This window comes from Microbacterium panaciterrae (genome assembly GCF_039541635.1).
Classification (GTDB): Bacteria; Actinomycetota; Actinomycetes; order Actinomycetales; family Microbacteriaceae; genus Microbacterium; species Microbacterium panaciterrae.
On record NZ_BAABGP010000008.1, the window covers coordinates 59,002 to 77,305 of the forward strand.

At 70.5% G+C, this 18,304-nt stretch carries 20 protein-coding genes; 17 read left to right on the plus strand and 3 right to left on the minus strand.

Annotated elements, in window-relative coordinates:
- The first annotated feature begins 78 nt into the window (after positions 1-78).
- From ABD882_RS05170 to ABD882_RS05185, 4 genes are all read left to right on the plus strand, one after another.
- Positions 79-441 carry a YraN family protein gene (locus ABD882_RS05170; protein ID WP_345185039.1) on the plus strand — a complete coding sequence of 121 codons (363 nt, stop codon included), beginning with the start codon at positions 79-81 and terminating at the stop codon, positions 439-441.
- Positions 438-1,967 (plus strand): YifB family Mg chelatase-like AAA ATPase, encoded by a 1,530-nt coding sequence (locus tag ABD882_RS05175; RefSeq protein WP_345185041.1) that lies wholly within the window; start codon positions 438-440, stop codon positions 1,965-1,967. Before ABD882_RS05170 ends, ABD882_RS05175 begins: the two co-directional genes overlap by 4 nt.
- Positions 1,964-3,199: a DNA-processing protein DprA gene (gene dprA, locus ABD882_RS05180; RefSeq protein ID WP_345185042.1), complete on the plus strand. Its 1,236-nt coding sequence runs from the start codon at positions 1,964-1,966 to the stop codon at positions 3,197-3,199. Before ABD882_RS05175 ends, dprA begins: the two co-directional genes overlap by 4 nt.
- A gap of 127 nt (positions 3,200-3,326) precedes the next feature.
- Positions 3,327-4,229 carry a tyrosine recombinase XerC gene (locus tag ABD882_RS05185; protein WP_345185044.1) on the plus strand — a complete coding sequence of 301 codons (903 nt, stop codon included), beginning with the start codon at positions 3,327-3,329 and terminating at the stop codon, positions 4,227-4,229.
- A 13-nt stretch (positions 4,230-4,242) separates the two neighbouring features.
- Here ABD882_RS05185 and ABD882_RS05190 read toward each other — a convergent pair whose 3' ends face one another.
- Positions 4,243-4,791 carry a murein hydrolase activator EnvC family protein gene (locus tag ABD882_RS05190; RefSeq protein WP_345185045.1) on the minus strand — a complete coding sequence of 183 codons (549 nt, stop codon included), beginning with the start codon at positions 4,789-4,791 and terminating at the stop codon, positions 4,243-4,245.
- A gap of 282 nt (positions 4,792-5,073) precedes the next feature.
- Between ABD882_RS05190 and rpsB the strand changes: the two genes are divergently transcribed.
- The 9 genes from rpsB (at position 5,074) to ABD882_RS05235 (ending at position 11,702) form a co-directional block, all read left to right on the plus strand.
- Positions 5,074-5,991 (plus strand): 30S ribosomal protein S2, encoded by a 918-nt coding sequence (gene rpsB / locus ABD882_RS05195; RefSeq protein WP_345185047.1) that lies wholly within the window; start codon positions 5,074-5,076, stop codon positions 5,989-5,991.
- Between the two features lie 47 nt (positions 5,992-6,038).
- The gene (gene tsf / locus ABD882_RS05200; protein ID WP_345185048.1) at positions 6,039-6,866 is read left to right on the plus strand and encodes a translation elongation factor Ts; all 828 of its coding nucleotides are present in this window, start codon (positions 6,039-6,041) and stop codon (positions 6,864-6,866) included.
- Between the two features lie 108 nt (positions 6,867-6,974).
- On the plus strand, positions 6,975-7,691 hold the full coding sequence (gene pyrH, locus ABD882_RS05205) for a UMP kinase (RefSeq protein ID WP_345185050.1): 717 nt from the start codon (positions 6,975-6,977) through the stop codon (positions 7,689-7,691).
- A gap of 100 nt (positions 7,692-7,791) precedes the next feature.
- Entirely contained in the window at positions 7,792-8,346 is a 555-nt protein-coding gene (gene frr, locus ABD882_RS05210) for a ribosome recycling factor (protein ID WP_345185052.1), read from the plus strand.
- A gap of 9 nt (positions 8,347-8,355) precedes the next feature.
- A complete protein-coding gene (locus ABD882_RS05215; protein ID WP_345185054.1) occupies positions 8,356-9,375 on the plus strand; it encodes a phosphatidate cytidylyltransferase in 1,020 nt (339 codons plus the stop codon).
- On the plus strand, positions 9,372-9,944 hold the full coding sequence (locus ABD882_RS05220) for a DivIVA domain-containing protein (protein ID WP_345185055.1): 573 nt from the start codon (positions 9,372-9,374) through the stop codon (positions 9,942-9,944). The genes ABD882_RS05215 and ABD882_RS05220 overlap by 4 nt, the downstream gene beginning before the upstream one ends.
- A gap of 157 nt (positions 9,945-10,101) precedes the next feature.
- Positions 10,102-10,689 carry an aggregation-promoting factor C-terminal-like domain-containing protein gene (locus tag ABD882_RS05225; protein WP_345185057.1) on the plus strand — a complete coding sequence of 196 codons (588 nt, stop codon included), beginning with the start codon at positions 10,102-10,104 and terminating at the stop codon, positions 10,687-10,689.
- 13 nt (positions 10,690-10,702) lie between these two features.
- Complete coding sequence (locus ABD882_RS05230) at positions 10,703-10,987, plus strand: hypothetical protein (protein ID WP_345185060.1); 285 nt, start codon at positions 10,703-10,705, stop codon at positions 10,985-10,987.
- 1 nt (position 10,988) lies between these two features.
- Positions 10,989-11,702, plus strand: coding sequence for an alpha/beta hydrolase (locus ABD882_RS05235; protein WP_345185062.1), 714 nt, complete (start codon positions 10,989-10,991; stop codon positions 11,700-11,702).
- A gap of 7 nt (positions 11,703-11,709) precedes the next feature.
- Here the strand turns inward: ABD882_RS05235 and ABD882_RS05240 are convergent, their stop codons facing one another.
- On the minus strand, positions 11,710-12,768 hold the full coding sequence (locus ABD882_RS05240) for an AI-2E family transporter (protein WP_345185064.1): 1,059 nt from the start codon (positions 12,766-12,768) through the stop codon (positions 11,710-11,712).
- Between the two features lie 199 nt (positions 12,769-12,967).
- Between ABD882_RS05240 and ABD882_RS05245 the strand changes: the two genes are divergently transcribed.
- From ABD882_RS05245 to ABD882_RS05255, 3 genes are all read left to right on the plus strand, one after another.
- Positions 12,968-14,839, plus strand: coding sequence for a DUF8094 domain-containing protein (locus ABD882_RS05245; protein WP_345185066.1), 1,872 nt, complete (start codon positions 12,968-12,970; stop codon positions 14,837-14,839).
- A 5-nt stretch (positions 14,840-14,844) separates the two neighbouring features.
- Positions 14,845-15,771: a tetratricopeptide repeat protein gene (locus tag ABD882_RS05250; protein ID WP_345185833.1), complete on the plus strand. Its 927-nt coding sequence runs from the start codon at positions 14,845-14,847 to the stop codon at positions 15,769-15,771.
- A 67-nt stretch (positions 15,772-15,838) separates the two neighbouring features.
- Entirely contained in the window at positions 15,839-16,516 is a 678-nt protein-coding gene (locus ABD882_RS05255; protein WP_345185068.1) for a DsbA family oxidoreductase, read from the plus strand.
- A 52-nt stretch (positions 16,517-16,568) separates the two neighbouring features.
- On the opposite strand, the gene ABD882_RS05260 is transcribed toward ABD882_RS05255, so the two are convergent.
- The gene (locus ABD882_RS05260) at positions 16,569-17,060 is read right to left on the minus strand and encodes a glutathione peroxidase (protein ID WP_345185069.1); all 492 of its coding nucleotides are present in this window, start codon (positions 17,058-17,060) and stop codon (positions 16,569-16,571) included.
- A gap of 60 nt (positions 17,061-17,120) precedes the next feature.
- Between ABD882_RS05260 and dusB the strand changes: the two genes are divergently transcribed.
- On the plus strand, positions 17,121-18,275 hold the full coding sequence (dusB, locus tag ABD882_RS05265) for a tRNA dihydrouridine synthase DusB (protein WP_345185070.1): 1,155 nt from the start codon (positions 17,121-17,123) through the stop codon (positions 18,273-18,275).
- The last annotated feature ends 29 nt before the right edge of the window (positions 18,276-18,304 follow it).

The window sequence follows — 18,304 nt, forward strand, 5'->3', positions numbered from 1 at the left end:
CCCGGCGCGCTGCGCGGGTTTCGCACCGGTTGCGCTTTCGCGGCTCCGCGGGCCGAGCGCGGCCGCGAGGCTGTCCGCATGGCAGCGAAAGACGAGCTCGGCCGCGCAGGTGAGAACCGCGCCGCCGAGCACCTGACCCGGCTCGGGTACCGGATCCTCGATCGCAACTGGCGGTGCGACCAGGGCGAGCTGGACATCGTCGCGCTCCGCGGCGGCATGCTCGCGTTCGTGGAGGTGAAGACCCGGCGGAGCCTCGATTTCGGGCATCCGTTCGAGGCGATCGACGAACGCAAGCGGCAACGGCTCTGGCGGCTGGTGCATGCCTGGGTGCGCGCGCATCCGCAGTCCAGCCACGGCCTGGCGCTGCGGCTCGAGGCGATCGGCATCGTCGGAGCCGATCCGGCCGTCGGATCCCTGGAGCACCTGCAGGATCTGCGATGACCGCGCGAACCTGGGCTGTGGCGCTCTCGGGCCTGAACGGGCACATGGTCGACGTCGAGGCCGATCTGTCCCAGCAGACGCCGGGCTTCGACCTGATCGGGCTGGGCGATCGTGCGCTGGGCGAGGCCGCGCGCCGCGTGCACAACGCGTGCCGCAACAGCGGGCTCGATCTGCCGCGGCGCAAGCTCACGGTGAACCTGTCGCCGGCCAGCCTGCCCAAGCACGGCACCGCGTTCGACCTGGCGATCGCGATCGCTGCGCTCGGCACGGAGGGAACGCTCGACGCGTCCTCGCTCGCCCGCACCGTGCACCTCGGCGAACTCGGTCTCGACGGGCGCCTGCGGCCGGTCGCGGGGGTGCTCCCGGCCCTGCACGCGGCCAAAGCCGCCGGATTCGAGCACGCGGTCGTGCCCGTCGGGAACGAGGCCGAGGCGCGACTCGTGCCGGGCCTCACGGTGCATGCGGCCGCGAGTCTCGCGCAGGTCGCCGTGTTGCATGGAGCCCAGCTCGACGATCCGGGCGATCCGGATCCGATCCTCATTCCCGAGGCTCCGGAACGGCCTGAGACCGATGACGACCTCGCCGATGTCATCGGCCAGGAAGACGCGGTGGCGGCACTCGTCGTCGCGGCGGCAGGAGGGCACCACCTGCTGCTGACCGGGCCGCCCGGCGCGGGCAAGACCATGCTCGCCCGCCGGCTCGCCGGAATCCTGCCCGACCTCGACGAGGAGGCGGCCCTGGAGGCGGCATCGATCCGGTCGCTGATGGGGGAATCGCTGACGACGCTGGAGCGGCGCCCGCCGTTCGTCGCCCCGCATCACAGCGCATCGATCGCGGCCCTCATCGGAGGGGGCTCGCGGATCGCGCGGCCGGGGGCGATCGCGATGGCGCACGGCGGACTGCTGTTCCTCGACGAGGCCGCCGAGGCGCCGCGCGCCGTGCTGGACTCGCTGCGACAGCCGCTGGAGTCCGGCACGATCGAGATCCACCGCTCCGAGTTCACGGCCCGCTATCCCGCCCGTTTCCAGCTCGTGCTCGCGACCAACCCGTGCCCCTGCGGGGCGTTCGGCGTGGTCGGCGAGGAGTGCGTCTGCCCGCCCTCCGCGATCCGACGGTACGCGTCGAGGCTGTCCGGTCCGATCCGCGACCGGCTCGACATCGAGGTGCGGGTCGCCCGCGTCTCGGCGGTGCAGGCGATGGCGCAGGAGCGCGGTCGGCTGAGCACGGCGCAGGCCAGGGATCGCGTCGTCGCGGCGCGCGAACGTGCGGCGCTCCGCTGGCACGGCCTGCCCTGGCGGCTCAACGCGCACGTGCCGGGGACGTGGCTGCGGCAGGGCGAGCATCGGATCGCGGCTGGGGCACGCGCGCCGCTGGACCGCGCGCTGCAGCGGGGTTCCCTGACGCTGCGCGGATACGACCGGGTGATCCGCATGGCCTGGTCCGTCGCGGATCTCGACGGCGCCGACGCGCCCGCCCTCGAGCACGTCGGCCGCGCCCTCTACCTGAAGAAAGGGATGATGACATGAGTACCGCCCAGAAGAGCCGCACGGTCAGCGGCCCCGAGCTGCGCCGGCGTCTGCGCCTGGTGCGCGAGGACGTCGCGATCCGCACCGAGGCAGGTCGCATCCGTGGGGATGCGACAGACGCGGGGGTCCTCGCCGCGCTGCTCTGGAACCTCCTCACGGAGCCGGGGGACGGGGTCGCGGGCGCGCTGGTGACCGCACTGGGCGCCGAGGGGGCACTGGAGTGCGCATTCGGAGCCGAGGCGGAGCCCAAGCCCGCCGCGGACTCCTCCGAGTCGCGCCCGGCGGCACGGGCGCTCCGAGAGGGGCGCAATCGGTGGGCGGCACGGCTCGAGCCGGAGTTCGTGCTCGCGTCGCTGCAGGCGGCCGTGCGCTCGCGATCGAGGTTGCTGCTGCCGGGGGACCCGGAGTGGCCGTCGTCGCTCGGCGACCTCGGCGACCACGCGCCGCTGGCGCTGTGGCTGCGGGGAGAGGCGGCAGCGCTGTCGGACAGATCCGTGGCGATCGTCGGGGCCAGAGCCTCGTCCAGCTACGGCGAGCACGTCGCGTCCGAGTTCGCCGGTGAGCTCTCCGGCGAGGGCTGGATCATCGTCTCCGGCGGCGCGTACGGCATCGACGGCACCGCGCATCGCGCCGCTCTGGGAGCCGGAGGGCGCACGGTCGCCGTTCTCGCAGGGGGCATCGACCGTGCCTATCCGGCCGGCCACGCGCAGCTGTTCGAGCGGATCGCCGCCTCCGGTGCGATCGTGAGCGAGGTGGCATGCGGGGGAGCGCCCACGCGCTGGCGCTTCTTGGAGCGGAACAGGATCATCGGCGCTCTGGCCGGCGTCACCGTCGTGGTCGAGGCGGGCTGGCGCAGCGGATCGCTCAACACAGCCGGGCATGCCGCCGCGCTGGGACGGCCGCTCGGCGCCGTGCCGGGCCCGATCACGTCTGCGACCTCCGCCGGATGCCACCGGCTGCTGCGGGAGTACGACGCGCGCTGCGTGACGTCTGCGGCCGACATCCGCGAGCTGCTGGGAGCAGGCGTCGAGCCGGCCGCCGCGCCGCCGGGGGAGGATCCGGACATGATCCGCCTCGCCGATGCGCTGAGCGCGAGGGCGCCCCGCACGAGCGATGACCTGGCACGGCGCAGCGGGCTCGGCCTCGACCGGGCGGAGGCGCTTCTCGGCATCCTCGAACTGGACGGCAGCGCGGTGCGATCGGCGACGGGGTGGCGCAGCCTGGAGCGGTGACGGGTGGGCCGAGCGGGGAACGGCGGGCCGAGCGGGAACGGCGGGTCGAGGCGGCGCGCCCGCCCGGTACGCGCCTGGCCCGCGCGTGCTCCCGGTGGGTCACGGTGACCAGGCGCATGCTGGACGCATGCGCGTATCCGAGGCCGCCGCGGCGTTCACGGCGCACCTCGCTCAGGTGCGCCGGCTGTCGCCCGCGACCGTGCGGGCTTATCGTTCGGACCTCGCCGACCTCGCCGACGCGAGCGCCGATGCGGAGCTGTCCAGCGTCGACCTGGAGACGCTCCGGGACTGGCTGTGGCGGGCGACGCAGCGCGGCGACGCGCGAGCCACGCTCGCCCGGCGGACGGCGGCGGTGCGCTCCTTCTTCGCCTGGGCGAGCGAATCCGGTGCGGTTCCGGCCGATCCCAGCCTGCGGCTGATCGCCCCGAAACGCGGCCGCACCCTGCCCGCCGTCGCGTCCGTCGACGCCATGCGGGTGCTGCTGGATGAGGCCCGCGACGCCGCGCGGGAGGGAGATCCGATCCGGCTCCGCGACAGCGCGGTCCTGGAGCTGCTGTACGGATCGGGTATGCGGGTCTCCGAGCTGTGCGGGCTCGCCGTCGACGACGTCGATCTGGACCGCGGCACGGCGCGTGTGCTCGGCAAGGGCGGCAAAGAGCGCGTGGTGCCGTTCGGCGGCCCGGCCAGGACCGCGATCGCGGCGTACCTGAGCCGCGCCCGCCCCACGCTGGTCGCCCGCGCCGAACGCCCGGGCCCGGCGCTCTTCCGCGGCTCGCGCGGGGGAGCGCTGGGCACGCGGGCCGTCTACGAGCTCGTGGCACGGGTGCTGGCCCCGGTGATCGGCGCGGACACGGTCGGGCCGCACGCGCTGAGGCACTCCGCCGCGACCCACCTCCTCGACGGCGGCGCCGACCTGCGTGCGGTGCAGGAGATCCTCGGACATGCGAGCCTCGGCACCACCCAGATCTACACGCACGTCTCCGCGGAGCGGCTCACAACGACGTACCGGCTGGCGCACCCGCGGGCCTGAGCCCCGCTGCGGGTCAGCAGCCGCCGGATCCGCAGGGCAGCAGCACGGCCCGCTCCACCCCGCCGAACAGCAGCATCGGGTTGATGTAGGCGCCGTTCCAGCGCACGCCCACGTGCAGGGCGCCGGCGGGGCTGTGCCCACCCGTCTCGAGGGATCCGACGACGTCGCCGCGATGGACCGCGGCCCCCGGCGAGAGCGCCGTGCGCACCGGCTCCAGGGTCGTGACGAGCCCGTTGCCGTGATCGATCGTGAGCAGCGGCCGATCCACGACCGTGCCCGCGAACGCGATCACGCCGTCGGCGGGGGAGCGCACCTCGCCCGCGGCCGCGATGTCGATGCCGCGATGACCCGGCCCGTAGTCGTGCGCGGGCGCGCGGAACGGGGCGACCACCGAACGCGGACCGGCCCAGGGCCAGACCCACCCGCCGTCGGGCAGATCGGGCGGCACGGCGGCGGCGGGCGTCGCCGTGAGCAGCATCAGCCAGACGCACAGCACGGCCGCGCCGACCCGGAACCGGTGGCCGCGCAGGCGGGCAGCGCCCGCAGTGCCGATCGAATGCATGTGCCGAGCATGCAGCAGCGGAGCAGGGCGGCAGCGCCCCCCGACGCAATCGGTGCAGGATCCGCGGCGGGCGCGCACTGTGCGGAGCCGAGGCGGAGCCCGCGCCCTGGTCCTGATATGCTTGACGGGCATCCCGTGTGACGGGGTGACTACGCGTGCCCACAGCGTTCAACGTGGCGAACACTCCACAGGTCCTTCGCGAGAAGGTGGAGTGCGCGCCGGGCACCAGGATCGCCGGTCGTCCGACCGGCAGCACAACCTCAACCAACAAGGAGTACGACCATGGCCGTCGTCACCATCCGCCAGCTGCTCGACAGCGGCGTTCACTTCGGACACCAGACCCGCCGGTGGAACCCGAAGGTGAAGCGCTTCATCCTCACCGAGCGCAGCGGCATCCACATCATCGACCTGCAGCAGTCGCTCGGCTACATCGACAAGGCGTACGACTTCGTCAAGGAGACCGTCGCGCACGGCGGCACCATCCTGTTCGTCGGCACCAAGAAGCAGGCGCAGGAGATCCTCGCGGAGCAGGCGACCCGCGTCGGCCAGCCCTTCGTGAACCAGCGCTGGCTCGGTGGCCTGCTCACCAACTTCTCCACGATCTCCAAGCGCCTCGCGCGCATGAAGGAGCTCGAGGAGCTCGACTACGAGGTCCCCGCGAACAGCGGCTTCACCAAGAAGGAGCTGCTGCTCAAGAAGCGCGAGCTGGACAAGCTGCACAAGTCGCTCGGCGGCATCCGCAACCTGACCAAGACGCCGTCCGCGCTCTGGGTCGTCGACGCCAAGCGCGAGCACCTCGCGATCGACGAGGCCAAGAAGCTCGGCATCCCGGTGATCGGCATCCTCGACACCAACGCGGACCCGGACGACTTCCAGTACCCGATCCCGGGCAACGACGACGCGATCCGCTCCGTCTCGCTGCTGACCCGCATCATCGCGGACGCCGCGGCCGAGGGCCTGCAGCAGAAGCACAACCCGGAATCGGGCGAGGCCGAGCCGCTCGCGGAGTGGGAGCAGGAGCTGCTCGAGGCGCCCGCCGCCGAGGAGACCCCCGTGGTCGCCGAGGCCGCTGAGGTCGAGACCGCCGCGACCGAGTCGGCCGATGACGCGACCGCCGCCGTCGAGCACGACGAGGCGATCGCCGCCGCGTCCGGCGAGGAGACCGCAGAGGTCGCCGCCGCCGAGGCCGCGGACAAGTAAGCATCCACCAGCACACGCACACACACGAAGCAAGGAGCCACCACAACATGGCCAACTTCACCATCGCCGACATCAAGGCGCTGCGTGAGCAGCTCGGCACGGGAATGGTCGACACCAAGAAGGCGCTCGAGGAGGCCGACGGCAACGTCGAGAAGGCCGTCGAGATCCTGCGCCTGAAGGGTGCGAAGGGCAACGCCAAGCGCGCTGACCGTTCCACCAGCGAGGGCCTGGTCGCAGCCCGCGAGCAGGACGGCGCCGTGACGCTCGTCGAGCTCGCCTGCGAGACCGACTTCGTCGCCAAGAACGAGCGTTTCATCGCGCTGGCCGACAAGGTCGCCGACGCGGCCGCCGCCGTCAAGGCGGACACCGTCGAGGAGGCCCTCGCGGCCGACGCCGGCGGTCAGAGTGTCGAGCAGCTGATCTCGGACGAGGCGGCCATCATCGGCGAGAAGGTCGAGCTGCGTCGCGTGCGCACGCTCACCGGCGACGCGTTCCAGGTGTACCTGCACCGCACCAGCAAGGACCTGCCTCCGCAGGTCGGCGTGGTCGTGGCCTACACCGGCACCGATGCGGAGACCGCCCGCAGCATCGCGCAGCACATCTCGTTCGCGAACCCCTCCTACCTCGCTCGTGAGGACGTCCCGACCGCGGACGTGGAGAAGGAGCGCGAGATCGTCACCGAGATCTCCCGCAACGAGGGCAAGCCCGAGGCCGCCCTGCCGAAGATCGTCGAGGGCCGCGTGACCGCGTTCTTCAAGCAGGTCGCCCTGCTCGAGCAGGACTACGCCAAGGACAACAAGCTGTCCGTGGGCCAGGTCGCGAAGGATGCCGGCATCACGGTGACCGGCTTCGCGCGCTTCAAGGTCGGCGCGTAACAGCATCGAAGGGGTTCGGATCCGACAGGGTCCGAACCCCTTCGTCATGCCCCCAGGTTTCTGCTGTGCCATGCACGGTAGTTTGATCACGATGAGAGGAAGCACCCCATGACCGAACGACAGGGCCGACGTCGCGTCGTCCTCAAACTCTCCGGCGAGGCCTTCGGCGGCGGGCAGCTCGGGGTCAACCCCGACATCGTCAGCCAGATCGCCCGGGAGATCGCCGCGGCCACCGACCGCGTCGAGATCGCCGTGGTCGTCGGCGGTGGCAACTTCTTCCGCGGCGCCGAGCTCAGCCAGCGCGGCATGGACCGCTCCCGCGCCGACTACATGGGCATGCTCGGCACGGTCATGAACGCTCTCGCGCTGCAGGACTTCCTGGAGCAGGCCGGCGCCTCGCCGCGCGTGCAGTCCGCCATCGCGATGACCCAGGTCGCCGAGCCGTATCTGCCCCTGCGCGCCGAACGGCACATGGAGAAGAGCCGCGTCGTGATCTTCGGCGCCGGCGCCGGCCTGCCGTACTTCTCCACCGACACCGTCGCCGCGCAGCGCGCGCTGGAGATCGGCGCCGATGAGGTGCTGGTCGCCAAGAACGGCGTTGACGCCATCTACACCGCCGACCCGAAGACGGACGCCTCCGCCGTGCGGATCGAGGAGATCACGTTCCAGGACGCGCTGGTGCGCGGACTGAAGGTCGTCGATTCCACCGCGTTCAGCCTCTGCATGGACAACGGCATGGACATGCGCGTGTTCGGGATGGAGCCGGCGGGCAACATCACCCGGGCCCTGCTCGGCGAGCCCATCGGCACCCGCGTCATCGCCTGATCCGGAGCCGCCTCGCGCCCGGTGCGGCACGTGCCGCGAGCCGTGGCTTCACGCGCACCCCCGATAGACTGAGTCGAACCCCCTGACGATAGGAGTCACCGTGATCGCGGATGTCCTCGCCGACACCACCTCCCGCATGCAGCGCGCCGTCGAGGCCGCGAAGGAGGACTTCAGCACGGTGCGCACGGGCCGTGCCAACCCGCAGATGTTCCAGAAGGTCCTGGTCGACTACTACGGCTCGCCGACCCCGCTCGCGCAGTTGGCCTCGCTGGCGAATCCTGAGGCGCGCTCCTTGATCATCACCCCCTATGACAAGTCGGCGCTCAGGGCGATCGAGCAGGCGATCCGCGACATGCCGAACCTCGGTGCGAACCCGACCAACGACGGCAACATCGTGCGCGTCACGATGCCCGAGCTCACCGCCGACCGCCGCAAGGAGTACGTCAAGCTGGTGAAGTCGAAGGGCGAAGACGCCAAGGTGCATGTGCGCGGCATCCGTCGCAAGGCGAAGGACGAGCTGGACGGACTCAAGAGCGACCTCGGCGAGGACGAGATCGCTCGCGGCGAGAAGGAGCTCGATGCCCTCACGCGCCAGCACGTCGATCTGATCGACGACGCTGTGAAGCGCAAAGAGGCCGAGCTGCTCGAGGTCTGAGGCCCCGGGATGAGCACTCCCTCCGGAGACGACGACGCCTCGGGGATCCCCCCACGCCCGCCCCTGCCGACGCGCACGGGTGACAACCTGCACGCGCAGTGGCAGGCGAAGAAGGCGGAGCTCGAGACGCACGTCTCGCACGCGCGCGACCAGATCGACCAGGCGAACGAGCGGATCAAGGAGCGCACAGGCCGCGACCTCGTGCTCGCGATCGTGGTCGGCGTGCTGATCGGCGCCGTGATCGTCTCCTCGCTGCTTCTCGTGAAGTGGTCGTTCGTGATCGTCGGGCTGGCCATCGTGCTGCTCGCGATTTGGGAGCTGGCGCTGGCGTTGCGCGTCGGCGGCCGCCACGTCGATGTCTGGCCGCAGCTCGTCGTCGGTGCCGCGCTGACGCTCGGCGGGTACTTCGCCGAGCCCTGGCTGTGCTGGGTGATGCTCTTCGTCGCCGTCTTCGTCGTGGTGGTGTGGCGCCTGCTCGGGCAGATGATCGTGCGTGACGGCCGCACCTATGGGGATGTCCTGACGGACGTGCTCGCGGGCGGGTTCATCCAGGTGTACGTGCCGTTCCTGGCCGCGATCACGTTCCTGCTCCTGCGTCAGCCACGCGGGGAATGGTGGGTGCTGGGCTTCATCATCGTCGTGGTCGTGGCGGACACCGCCGCCTACGCGTCCGGACTGCTGTTCGGGCGCGGGGGGCGCCACCCGATGGCGCCGCGGGTCAGCCCGAAGAAGACCTGGGAGGGGTTCGCCGGAGCCGTCGTCGCCTCCTTGGCCGCCGGCGCGTTGATCGGCCAGTTCATGCTGGACATCCCCTGGTGGGCCGGACTCATCCTGGGCGCCGGTCTGGTCGCGTCCGCGACGCTCGGCGACCTGGGCGAGTCCCTGCTGAAACGCGATCTCGGCATCAAGGACATGAGTTCCTGGCTGCCGGGTCACGGAGGGCTGCTGGACCGGCTGGACAGCATCCTGCCCTCGGCCGTCGTGGCCCTCGCCCTGTTCCACCTCTTCACACCCCTGGCGGCCGCATGACGAACTCCGCGCAAGAAGCGAACACCTCCGGCCCGAGCTTCCCGGTGCTCGGACGGCGCGAGAAGGGCTATCAGCGCGCCGCCGTCGACGCCTTCCTCGGGCGCGCCCGTCGCGCCTTCGAGGACGAGGCGGAGGGGATCGCCGCCGCCGACATCCGCGCGGCGTCGTTCCCGCTCGTACGCCGCGGGTATCAGATCGCCGCCGTCGATGCGGCCCTGGCTCGGGTCGAGGAGGCCTTCGCGCAGCGCGAACGGGCGATGGCGGTCGCCGCGCAGGGGGCGTCGGCCTGGGTCGGTCAGGCACGGACGGACGCTCAGGTGATTCTCGAGCACCTCAGCCGGCCTCAGGGCCACCGCTTCGCCCGGACGAGTCTGCTGACGTTCGGCTACCGGGTCGACGAGGTCGACCACGTCGCGAAGCGGATCGTGCGCTTCCTGCGCGACGGCGATGCGCTGAGCGCGGAACAGGTGCGCCAGACCGCCTTCCGCATGCAGCGCCGAGGCTATCGCGAGGAGCAGGTCGATGCGCTCCTGGACGCGACCATCGACGTGCTGCTCGCGATCCATTGAGCGATTCTCATGGCAGATTCAGGTTCGTCTGGCTAAACTCGGAGCCATTGTGACTCCCGATAACGATTTGATTGCGGCGCCTGCCCGAAGCGCCGCTCAGAAGGATTCCGGATCCGGCTTCCGCCGCGATACATCGCCACGACTTCGGCGTCGCCCGATGGCCGCCGTTCTGGCCGGCCTCGCGGTCGTAGGTTTCTCTGTCGCGATCGTCGCCCCTGCCGGTTTCGCGATGTCCAGCGCGGTGCCCTCCGCGGCGGCCGCCACGACCGCGTACTCGCTCGCCGCCCACGATGTGCAGAACATCACGGTCTCCGTGCACGGGGCGGCCCCCGCGCCGCAGACGCGCGACGTGTTCGAGGTCTACGTCACGCCCAAACCGACGCCGACGCCCGAGCCGGCATCCTCGTCCGACTCCTCCTCTTCCTCCTCGAGCGGCAGCTCGAGCAACGCCCCGCTGTTCTACAGCGGCGGCGGCGCTCCCGCCGAGTGGATGGCGGCGGCCGGCATCGCCTCCGGCGACTGGGGCTACGTCGACTACATCGTGAGTCGCGAGAGCGGCTGGAACCCGAACGCCACGAACGGATCCGGAGCGTGCGGACTCGTGCAGGCGCTGCCGTGCAGCAAGGTGCCCGGCAACGGATACGACCCGGTCGACAACCTGCGCTGGGGCAACGGCTATGCCGTGGGTCGCTATGGCAGCTGGGCCGCCGCTCAGGCGTTCTGGTCCGCCAACAGCTGGTGGTGAGCAGCGCTCGCCCATGCCACGCCCGCATCGACGACGTCCGACGCGCCCGCACGAGGACTCCCTGGACCGCCTCATCGCGGGCTGGAAGCGCACCGAGGTGCGTGGCGGCGTCGAATGGTATGTGCAGCCGCTGACGGCAGCCCAGGCGCACAAGGAGTATCGCTGCCCCGGCTGCTCGGGGATGATCCCGGCGGGCACCGCCCACCTCGTGGTGTGGCGCGCGGACGGCGTCCTCGGTGATGCAGCGGATCTCGCCGCCCGCCGGCACTGGCACAGCAGCTGCTGGGGGAGGAACTGACATGGAGATCCGCGGACCTCGCCAACTGCCCGCCTTCCGTGAGGAGATCGAACTGCACACCGGCGACGGGCTGTGCCTCGTCGGTGAACTCGCGCTGCCGGAGAGCGTGGATCCGGTCGCCACGCTCGTGACGCTGCACCCGCTGCCCACCGCGGGGGGCTTCATGGACTCGCATATCCTGCGCAAGGCTGCGGGGCGTCTCCCCGCGATGGCAGATCTCGCCGTGCTCCGCTTCAACTCGCGAGGCACCTCCTCTCCGCGCGGCACCAGTGACGGCGTCTTCGACGGCGGTGCGGCCGAGCGGCACGACGTGGCCGCGGCCATGGCTTTCATCCGCGAGCGCGGGCTGCCCCGTCCCTGGCTGGTGGGCTGGTCCTTCGGCACCGAGCTCGCCCTCAAGTACGGACGAGAGCACGACATCGAGGGCGTGATCCTGCTGTCACCGCCGCTGCACCGTGCGACGCCGGACGAGGTCGCGGCCTGGGCCGACGATCATCGCCGCGTGGTCGTGCTCGTCCCCGAGCTCGACGACTACCTGCGCCCGGCCGAGGCCGCGGAGAGGTTCGCGGCGATCCCGGACGCGACGTTCATCGCCGTCGCGGGCGGCAGGCACCTGTGGGTGGGAGAGACGCAGACCCGCCGGGTCCTGGACGAGATCGTGGCCGCCGTGAACCCCTCCGCGCTTCCGCTGCCGAAGGAGTGGCCCGCGGCCTGAGATCCGGCTATCTCTCGTTCATCCGCGGGATCAGCACCTGGCGGTAGATGATCAGGATGCTCGCCGCGACGGGGATCGCGATCAGGGCGCCGAGCAGACCCAGCAGCGCGCCACCGGCCAGCGCCGCGATGACGACCACGGCGCCGGGTACCGATACGGCCCGGTTCATCACGCGCGGGGAGAGCAGGTAGGCCTCGATCTGCATGTAGATGAGGTAGTAGATCGCGGCGACCAGCGCCGTCACGGGCGTGGAGCTGAGGCCCAGGCACACCAGCACGATGATCGTGGATCCGGTCAGCGTGCCGACCAGCGGGATCAGCGAGAAGAAGAAGGCGATGACCGCGAGCACGATCGCGAACGGCGCCTTGATGATCGACAGGAAGATCATGCTCAGCAGCCCGTTGATCACGCCCATCGTGACCTGGCCCATGACGTAGTAGCCCACGGAGGCGGTGATCTGCTCGGCGAGATCGATGAAGCGATCGCGCTTCGACGCCGGTACCACCTGATAGACGGCGCCCTTGAGAGAGGGGATCGCGGCGGTGAAGTAGATCGTCAGGATCAGGATGATGAACGCGCCGCTGATCCCGGCGAACAACGCCCCGCCCACGACGATCACGCCCTGCCCGATGGAATTGCTGATGTCGCCGAGGTTCTTGTTCACCCAGTCGTTCACGTAGCCGAAGACCGTGTCGACGTCGAGGTTCGGGAGCAGGCCCTCCAGCCAGTGCTTGAAGTCGGCCATGGCGGTGCCGCTGTTCACGATCGAGGTGATCTGCTGGACCAGGAGCGAGATCTGGCTCACCAGGATCGGGATGACCATCAGCACGATGCCGGAGAAGACACCGAGCACCACGAGGATGGTCACCAGCACGGCCGCCCAGCGGGGCAGCCGCCGACGCGTGAGCCAGCTCACCATCGGGTCGAGGCCGAGGCTGAGGAACAGTGCGGTGCCGACGTAGAGCAGGATCGTGGACAGCGACTGCAGGCTCTGCAGCAGGAGGATGCCCAGGCCCACGCCGAGCGTCGCCACCAGGGCGGTGCGGAACGGGTTGTGCAGCTTCATGTCGGGATCCTTCGCGCTCGGCCACCAGCGTAATCGGAGGAACCGACCAGGTCGCAGCGCATCGCCGTGCAGACGTCGCGCAGGCGACATGCAGACCGGACCGGGTCGCCTCGTGGCGTGCATACAGGTCGTTTCGCTAGTCTGAAACGTCGAGCGGAGATCCCGGGCGCCGGCCCGTGGATCGCGGAGGAGTCTTTTCGTGCGTTTTGTATGGGCCGTCCTGGCCTTCGTGCTGGCGGCCGTCCTGATCGGGGCAGGCATCGCGCAGCGAACCCTCTTCCTCGGACCGAAGGACGTCTCGGCGGAATTGAGCGTGCAGGCGCCGCAGGCCTACACCGTGATCGATTCCGCGGTGCTGCGCGCGCATCCCGGCGAGCAGACGCTCGTGGCGCACGGCGACGGCACGATCTTCGTCGCGCAGGCACGCACCGCGGACCTGAACGCGTGGCTGTCGGACGTGAGCTACAACCGGGTGACCCTCGCCAAGGACGGCACGACCCAGACCAAGGTCGTCGAGCCGAAGAGCGGGTCCGACGGCGCCAAGCCGCAGGAGCGCAACCCCGCAGGCTCCGATCTGTGGCTGGACAGCTTCACCGACAAGAACGCGCTCGTCGACCGGATGCAGGTGCCCGAGGGCGTGAGCGTGCTGGTCGCGTCAGACGGGAAGGCGGACGCGCCGAAGGATCTGGTCGTGTCCTGGCCCCTGGACAACGCGACGCCGTGGGCGGGACCGCTGATGGTCGCCGGCGGGGTGTTCCTGCTTCTCGGCCTGATCCTGTACGTGCTCGCGATCCGGCATTCCCGGCGTGGCCGGGGCCCCCGTCGCAAGGCGCCGCCGCCCCTGCCCGTGACCGAGCCGATCGACGTCGCCGATCATGCGGAACTCTCCGACGCCCGCTCCGAGGAGCCCCGCGAGGCGGCGCCCGCGGCGCCCGCCGCGACTCCGGACGGCCCAGAGCATGCTCCTCAGGGGGAAACGAAGACCGAGCGCCGTGCCGATTCCGGCCGGCGGCGCCGCGCGCTCCTCATCGTTCCGGCGGTCGGCGTCGCCGCCGCGCTGCTGAGCGGCTGCACGCCCGACGCGTGGCCGCACCCCGCCGTGTCGGCGACTCCGACGCCCACGACCACGGCAGCGGTCGAAGACGGCCAGCAGACTCCGGCCGTGACCGAGGCGCAGGCGTCGAGGATCCTGCAGGGCATCTCCGAGACCCTTGCCGAAGCGGACAAGAAGCTCGACGCGACCCTCGCGGCGACGCGCCTGGACGGTCCGGCTCTGGACGCGCGCAAGACCGCGTACGCGGTGCGCGGAAGCGTGACGGATTTCGCGCTGCCCGCGTCGATCCCGGCGGACAAGATCAAGATCCTGGTGCCGCAGGCGTACGACTCGTGGCCGCGCACCGTTCTGATGCTCGTCGAGCACGGCAGCGATCAGAAGGTCGCGCCGCTGATCATGACCATGACGCAGTCCGATCCGTGGGCGAACTACAAGATCTCGTACGTCGCCGAGATGCAGGCGGCCGCGAAGCTTCCGGGCATGGCGCCGGCCTGGCTGGGAGCCAAGCTCACACCGCCCGACTCGCCGTTCCTGACCGTCGAGCCGAAGGAACTCGCCGCGCACTTCGCGGACGTGATCGACAACGGCGACAAGAGCGCGTACTACGACGAGTTCGACAAGACGGCGCTGGACTTCGTCAAGTCGGTGCAGGACAGCCGCGCGGCCGTGCAGAAGGCGCTCAAGGACGCCAACGCCGACACGACGTCGAGCTTGGCGTTCGCCGCGGCAGCGGGAAAGGCCGCTCCGGTGTCGATGTCGACGATCGACAGCGGCGCGATCGTCTCGGTCATGGTCGATGATTCGCAGACGATCAAGCCGACCTCCGCCGATGCGGTCATCAAGCTCGACAAGAATCCGTCCGCGAAGGCGCTCACCGGGGTCGATCAGTCGGCGGCCGGCTTCGTGTCGATGTACGGCGTGCAGCTCTTCTTCTCCGTGCCCGTTCAGGGTTCCAACGGGAAGGTGACGCTGCTCGCCGCGTCCCAGCAGCTTCAGAGTGTTACGGAGATCAAGTGACCGAGATGTCCGCCGCCGCCCTGCGCGGCGCTGTCGATCTGTCCTCCCTGCGCAACCGTCCGGCCGCGCCGGCCGCGGACGCGCCCCGTCCTGAGGGCGGTGCGACCCCGCTCGTCGTCGACGTGACAGACGCGACCTTCGGGCAGATCCTCGAGCTGTCGCAGAGCGTCCCGGTGGTCGTGGACCTGTGGGCCGAATGGTGCGGCCCGTGCAAGCAGCTCAGCCCCGTGCTCGAGAAGGTCGTGATCGAACTCGCCGGGCGTGTCGTGCTGGCGAAGGTCGATGTCGACGCGAATCCGCAGCTCGCGCAGGGCTTCCGGGCCCAGTCGATCCCGATGGTGGTGGCGCTGGTCGCGGGCCAGCCGGTGCCGATGTTCACCGGCGCCGTCCCCGAGGAGCAGGTGCGCGAGGTGTTCGCGAAGCTGCTGGAGCTCGCCGCTTCGCACGGCGTGACCGGGACCATTCCCGTGGGCGACGCGGGTGACGAGGTCGATCCGGCCGAGCCGGTCGAGAAGCCGCTTCCGCCGCTGCACCAGGCGGCCTTCGACGCGATCGAGGCGGGAGACTACGCGGCGGCGATCACCGCCTATGAGAAGGCGCTCGCGGAGAATCCCCGCGACGAGGAGGCCAGGGCGGGTCTCGGCCAGGTGCGTCTGCTGCACCGCACGCAGGACCTGGACCTGCACGCGGTGCGCGCCGCTGCCGCAGCGGCCCCGGCCGATGTCGACGCGCAATTCGCCGTGGCGGACATGGACGTCGCGGGCGGTCACGTCGGCGACGCGTTCGACCGTCTGCTCGGCCTCTTCTCCGCGGTCGACCCCGAAGACAGGGGGCGGGTGCGCGAGCGCCTCGTCGAGCTCTTCGGGCTCGTCGGCGATGCGGATCCGCGGGTCGGGGCGGCCCGCAAGCGGCTGGCGACGCTGCTGTTCTGAGCGGGGCCCGGAGGTTCTTCCGGTGCTCGACGGAATAGCGCCCCGGAACATGCGGTTGAATCGTGGTGTGAGTGAAGCCATCTCGATCGACATCTGGTCCGACATCGCCTGCCCCTGGTGCTACATCGGCAAGCGCAATCTCGAGGCGGGGCTCGCAGCCACGGCCGAGGATGACGACGCTCCGCAGGTGTCGATTACGTTCCACTCGTTCGAGCTCTCTCCGGACACGCCCGTCGACTTCGAGGGCGACGAGACCGACTTCCTGATGGGGCACAAGGGCATGCCGCGTGCACAGGTCGAGCAGATGCTCGAGCGGGTCTCGGGGATCGCCCAGGCGGCCGGGCTGCAGTACCGCTTCGACCTGCTGCAGCACACGAACACCGTGAAGGCGCACGAACTGCTGCACCACGCCAAGGCGCAGGGGCGTCAGCAGGACATGGAGGAGCGGCTGATGTCCGCCTACTTCACCGAGGGCCGCCACGTCGGCCGGATCGATGATCTCGCCGATCTCGCCGAGGAGGTCGGCCTGGACCGTGCCGCCGCGCACGAGGCGCTGACGAGCGGGCGTCATCTGGACGATGTGCGGCAGGATCAGGCGCAGGCGCAGGCCTACGGCATCCAGGGCGTGCCGTTCTTCGTCATCGACGGGCAATACGGCGTGAGCGGCGCGCAGCCCCCCGAGGCGTTCGCGAACGTCCTGCGCGAGCTGTGGGCCAAGCGCGCCGAAGGCTCCCTCACCGCCTGACCCCCACCCCGCCCGTCCCCTCTGTGATGCGGGGCGGTCGGGGCCGAGCGGTTCAGATCAGGGCGGCCTCGATCGCGGCGACGATCTCGGGCGAATCGGGGACCTGCTTCGGACGGAACCGGCGCACGGATCCGTCCGGCGCGACGAGGAACTTCTCGAAGTTCCACTCCACGCGGCCGGCCTTGCCGTGGCCGTCCTCGGTCTGCTTCAGGGTCTTGTAGAGATCGGCGGCGCTGCGCCCGTTGACCTTGACCTTGTCGTTGATCGGGAACGAGATCCCGTACGTCGTCGAGCAGAACTCGAGGATCTGATCCATCGATCCGGGTTCCTGACCGAAGAACTGGTTGCACGGGAATCCGATCACGGTGAATCCGCGATCACCGAACCGGCGCTGCAACTCCTCCAGCTGCTCGTACTGCGGAGTGAGGCCGCATTTCGACGCCACGTTGACGACGAGGACCGGTCCTGTCCCGTAGTCGTCGAGCGTGCGAGTGCTGCCTTCGGCATCGATGAACGGGATCTGGCGCAACGCGGTGTCCGACATGTCCACAAGCCTAGGCGGGGCGGGGATCGACGGCTCCGGATCTGGGACAATGGAAAGGTTATGACTCTCGCCCCCGCCTCCGTCCGGCCCCTGCAGATCGGCCCGCTGCAGATCGACGTCCCCGTCGTGCTCGCGCCGATGGCCGGCATCACCAACACGGCCTTCCGACGGCTCTGCCGCGAGTACGGGGCAGGGCTGTATGTCAGCGAGATGATCACCTCGCGGGCGCTCGTGGAGCGCAACGCGATCACGATGCGTCTGATCCAGCACCACGAGAGCGAGACGCCGCGCTCGATCCAGCTGTACGGGGTGGATCCGACGACGATCGCCGAGGCCGTGCGGATCATCGTCGCCGAAGACCGCGCCGACCACATCGACCTGAACTTCGGCTGCCCGGTGCCCAAGGTCACCCGCAAGGGCGGGGGAGCGGCGCTGCCCTGGAAGATCGGCCTGTTCGCCGACATCGTGGAACGCGCCGTGAAGGCCGCGGGCGACGTGCCGCTGACGGTCAAGATGCGCAAGGGCATCAACAAGGACCATCTGACCTTCCTCGACGCGGGTCGGGCCGCGGAGGACGCCGGGGCCGCGGCGGTCGCGCTGCACGCCCGCACGGCGTCGGAGTACTACTCCGGGCATGCGGACTGGTCCGCGATCGGCGAGCTGAAGCAGGCGGTGACGTCCATCCCCGTCCTCGGCAACGGCGACATCTGGTCGGCGGACGACGCGGTGCAGATGATGGCGGAGACCGACTGCGACGGCGTCGTGGTGGGGCGCGGGTGCCTGGGTCGTCCGTGGCTGTTCGGCGAACTCGCCGGAGCGTTCGGGGACGAGCAAGGGGTCACCGTCGATGCGACGCTGGGCTTCGTCTCCGCCGCGTTCCGCCGTCACGCGGAGCTGCTCGTCGAGTTCTTCGAGGACGAGGATCGCGGTTGCAAGGACGTCCGCAAGCATGTCGCGTGGTACTTCAAGGGCTACCCGGTCGGCGGCGAGACCCGCGCGGCGCTCGCCCGGGTCTCGACGCTGCAGGAGATCGACGACCTCCTCGGCACGCTGGGCGACGCCCCCTACCCCGGCGCACCCGCCGAGGGCCAGCGCGGGCGGGCCGGCACGCCGAAGCGCACCGCGCTGCCGGACGGCTGGCTGGACTCGCGCGAGGTGGCGACGGAGACGACGGACATGATGCGAGGCGCCGAGGTCGAGAACAGTGGCGGCTGACGTGTCCGCATCCGGCGCGGCGCAGGGGA

Excerpts from the sequence above, each read along its gene's own strand:
- ABD882_RS05170 (WP_345185039.1), top strand. The coding sequence starts at position 79 with ATGGCAGCGAAAGACGAGCTCGGCCGCGCAGGTGAGAACCGCGCCGCC.
- ABD882_RS05175 (WP_345185041.1), top strand. The coding sequence starts at position 438 with ATGACCGCGCGAACCTGGGCTGTGGCGCTCTCGGGCCTGAACGGGCAC.
- dprA (WP_345185042.1), top strand. The coding sequence starts at position 1,964 with ATGAGTACCGCCCAGAAGAGCCGCACGGTCAGCGGCCCCGAGCTGCGC.
- ABD882_RS05185 (WP_345185044.1), top strand. The coding sequence starts at position 3,327 with ATGCGCGTATCCGAGGCCGCCGCGGCGTTCACGGCGCACCTCGCTCAG.
- ABD882_RS05190 (WP_345185045.1), bottom strand. The coding sequence starts at position 4,791 with ATGCATTCGATCGGCACTGCGGGCGCTGCCCGCCTGCGCGGCCACCGG.
- rpsB (WP_345185047.1), top strand. The coding sequence starts at position 5,074 with ATGGCCGTCGTCACCATCCGCCAGCTGCTCGACAGCGGCGTTCACTTC.
- tsf (WP_345185048.1), top strand. The coding sequence starts at position 6,039 with ATGGCCAACTTCACCATCGCCGACATCAAGGCGCTGCGTGAGCAGCTC.
- pyrH (WP_345185050.1), top strand. The coding sequence starts at position 6,975 with ATGACCGAACGACAGGGCCGACGTCGCGTCGTCCTCAAACTCTCCGGC.
- ABD882_RS05215 (WP_345185054.1), top strand. The coding sequence starts at position 8,356 with ATGAGCACTCCCTCCGGAGACGACGACGCCTCGGGGATCCCCCCACGC.
- ABD882_RS05220 (WP_345185055.1), top strand. The coding sequence starts at position 9,372 with ATGACGAACTCCGCGCAAGAAGCGAACACCTCCGGCCCGAGCTTCCCG.
- ABD882_RS05225 (WP_345185057.1), top strand. The coding sequence starts at position 10,102 with ATGGCCGCCGTTCTGGCCGGCCTCGCGGTCGTAGGTTTCTCTGTCGCG.
- ABD882_RS05230 (WP_345185060.1), top strand. The coding sequence starts at position 10,703 with ATGCCACGCCCGCATCGACGACGTCCGACGCGCCCGCACGAGGACTCC.
- ABD882_RS05235 (WP_345185062.1), top strand. The coding sequence starts at position 10,989 with ATGGAGATCCGCGGACCTCGCCAACTGCCCGCCTTCCGTGAGGAGATC.
- ABD882_RS05240 (WP_345185064.1), bottom strand. The coding sequence starts at position 12,768 with ATGAAGCTGCACAACCCGTTCCGCACCGCCCTGGTGGCGACGCTCGGC.
- ABD882_RS05250 (WP_345185833.1), top strand. The coding sequence starts at position 14,845 with ATGTCCGCCGCCGCCCTGCGCGGCGCTGTCGATCTGTCCTCCCTGCGC.
- ABD882_RS05260 (WP_345185069.1), bottom strand. The coding sequence starts at position 17,060 with ATGTCGGACACCGCGTTGCGCCAGATCCCGTTCATCGATGCCGAAGGC.
- dusB (WP_345185070.1), top strand. The coding sequence starts at position 17,121 with ATGACTCTCGCCCCCGCCTCCGTCCGGCCCCTGCAGATCGGCCCGCTG.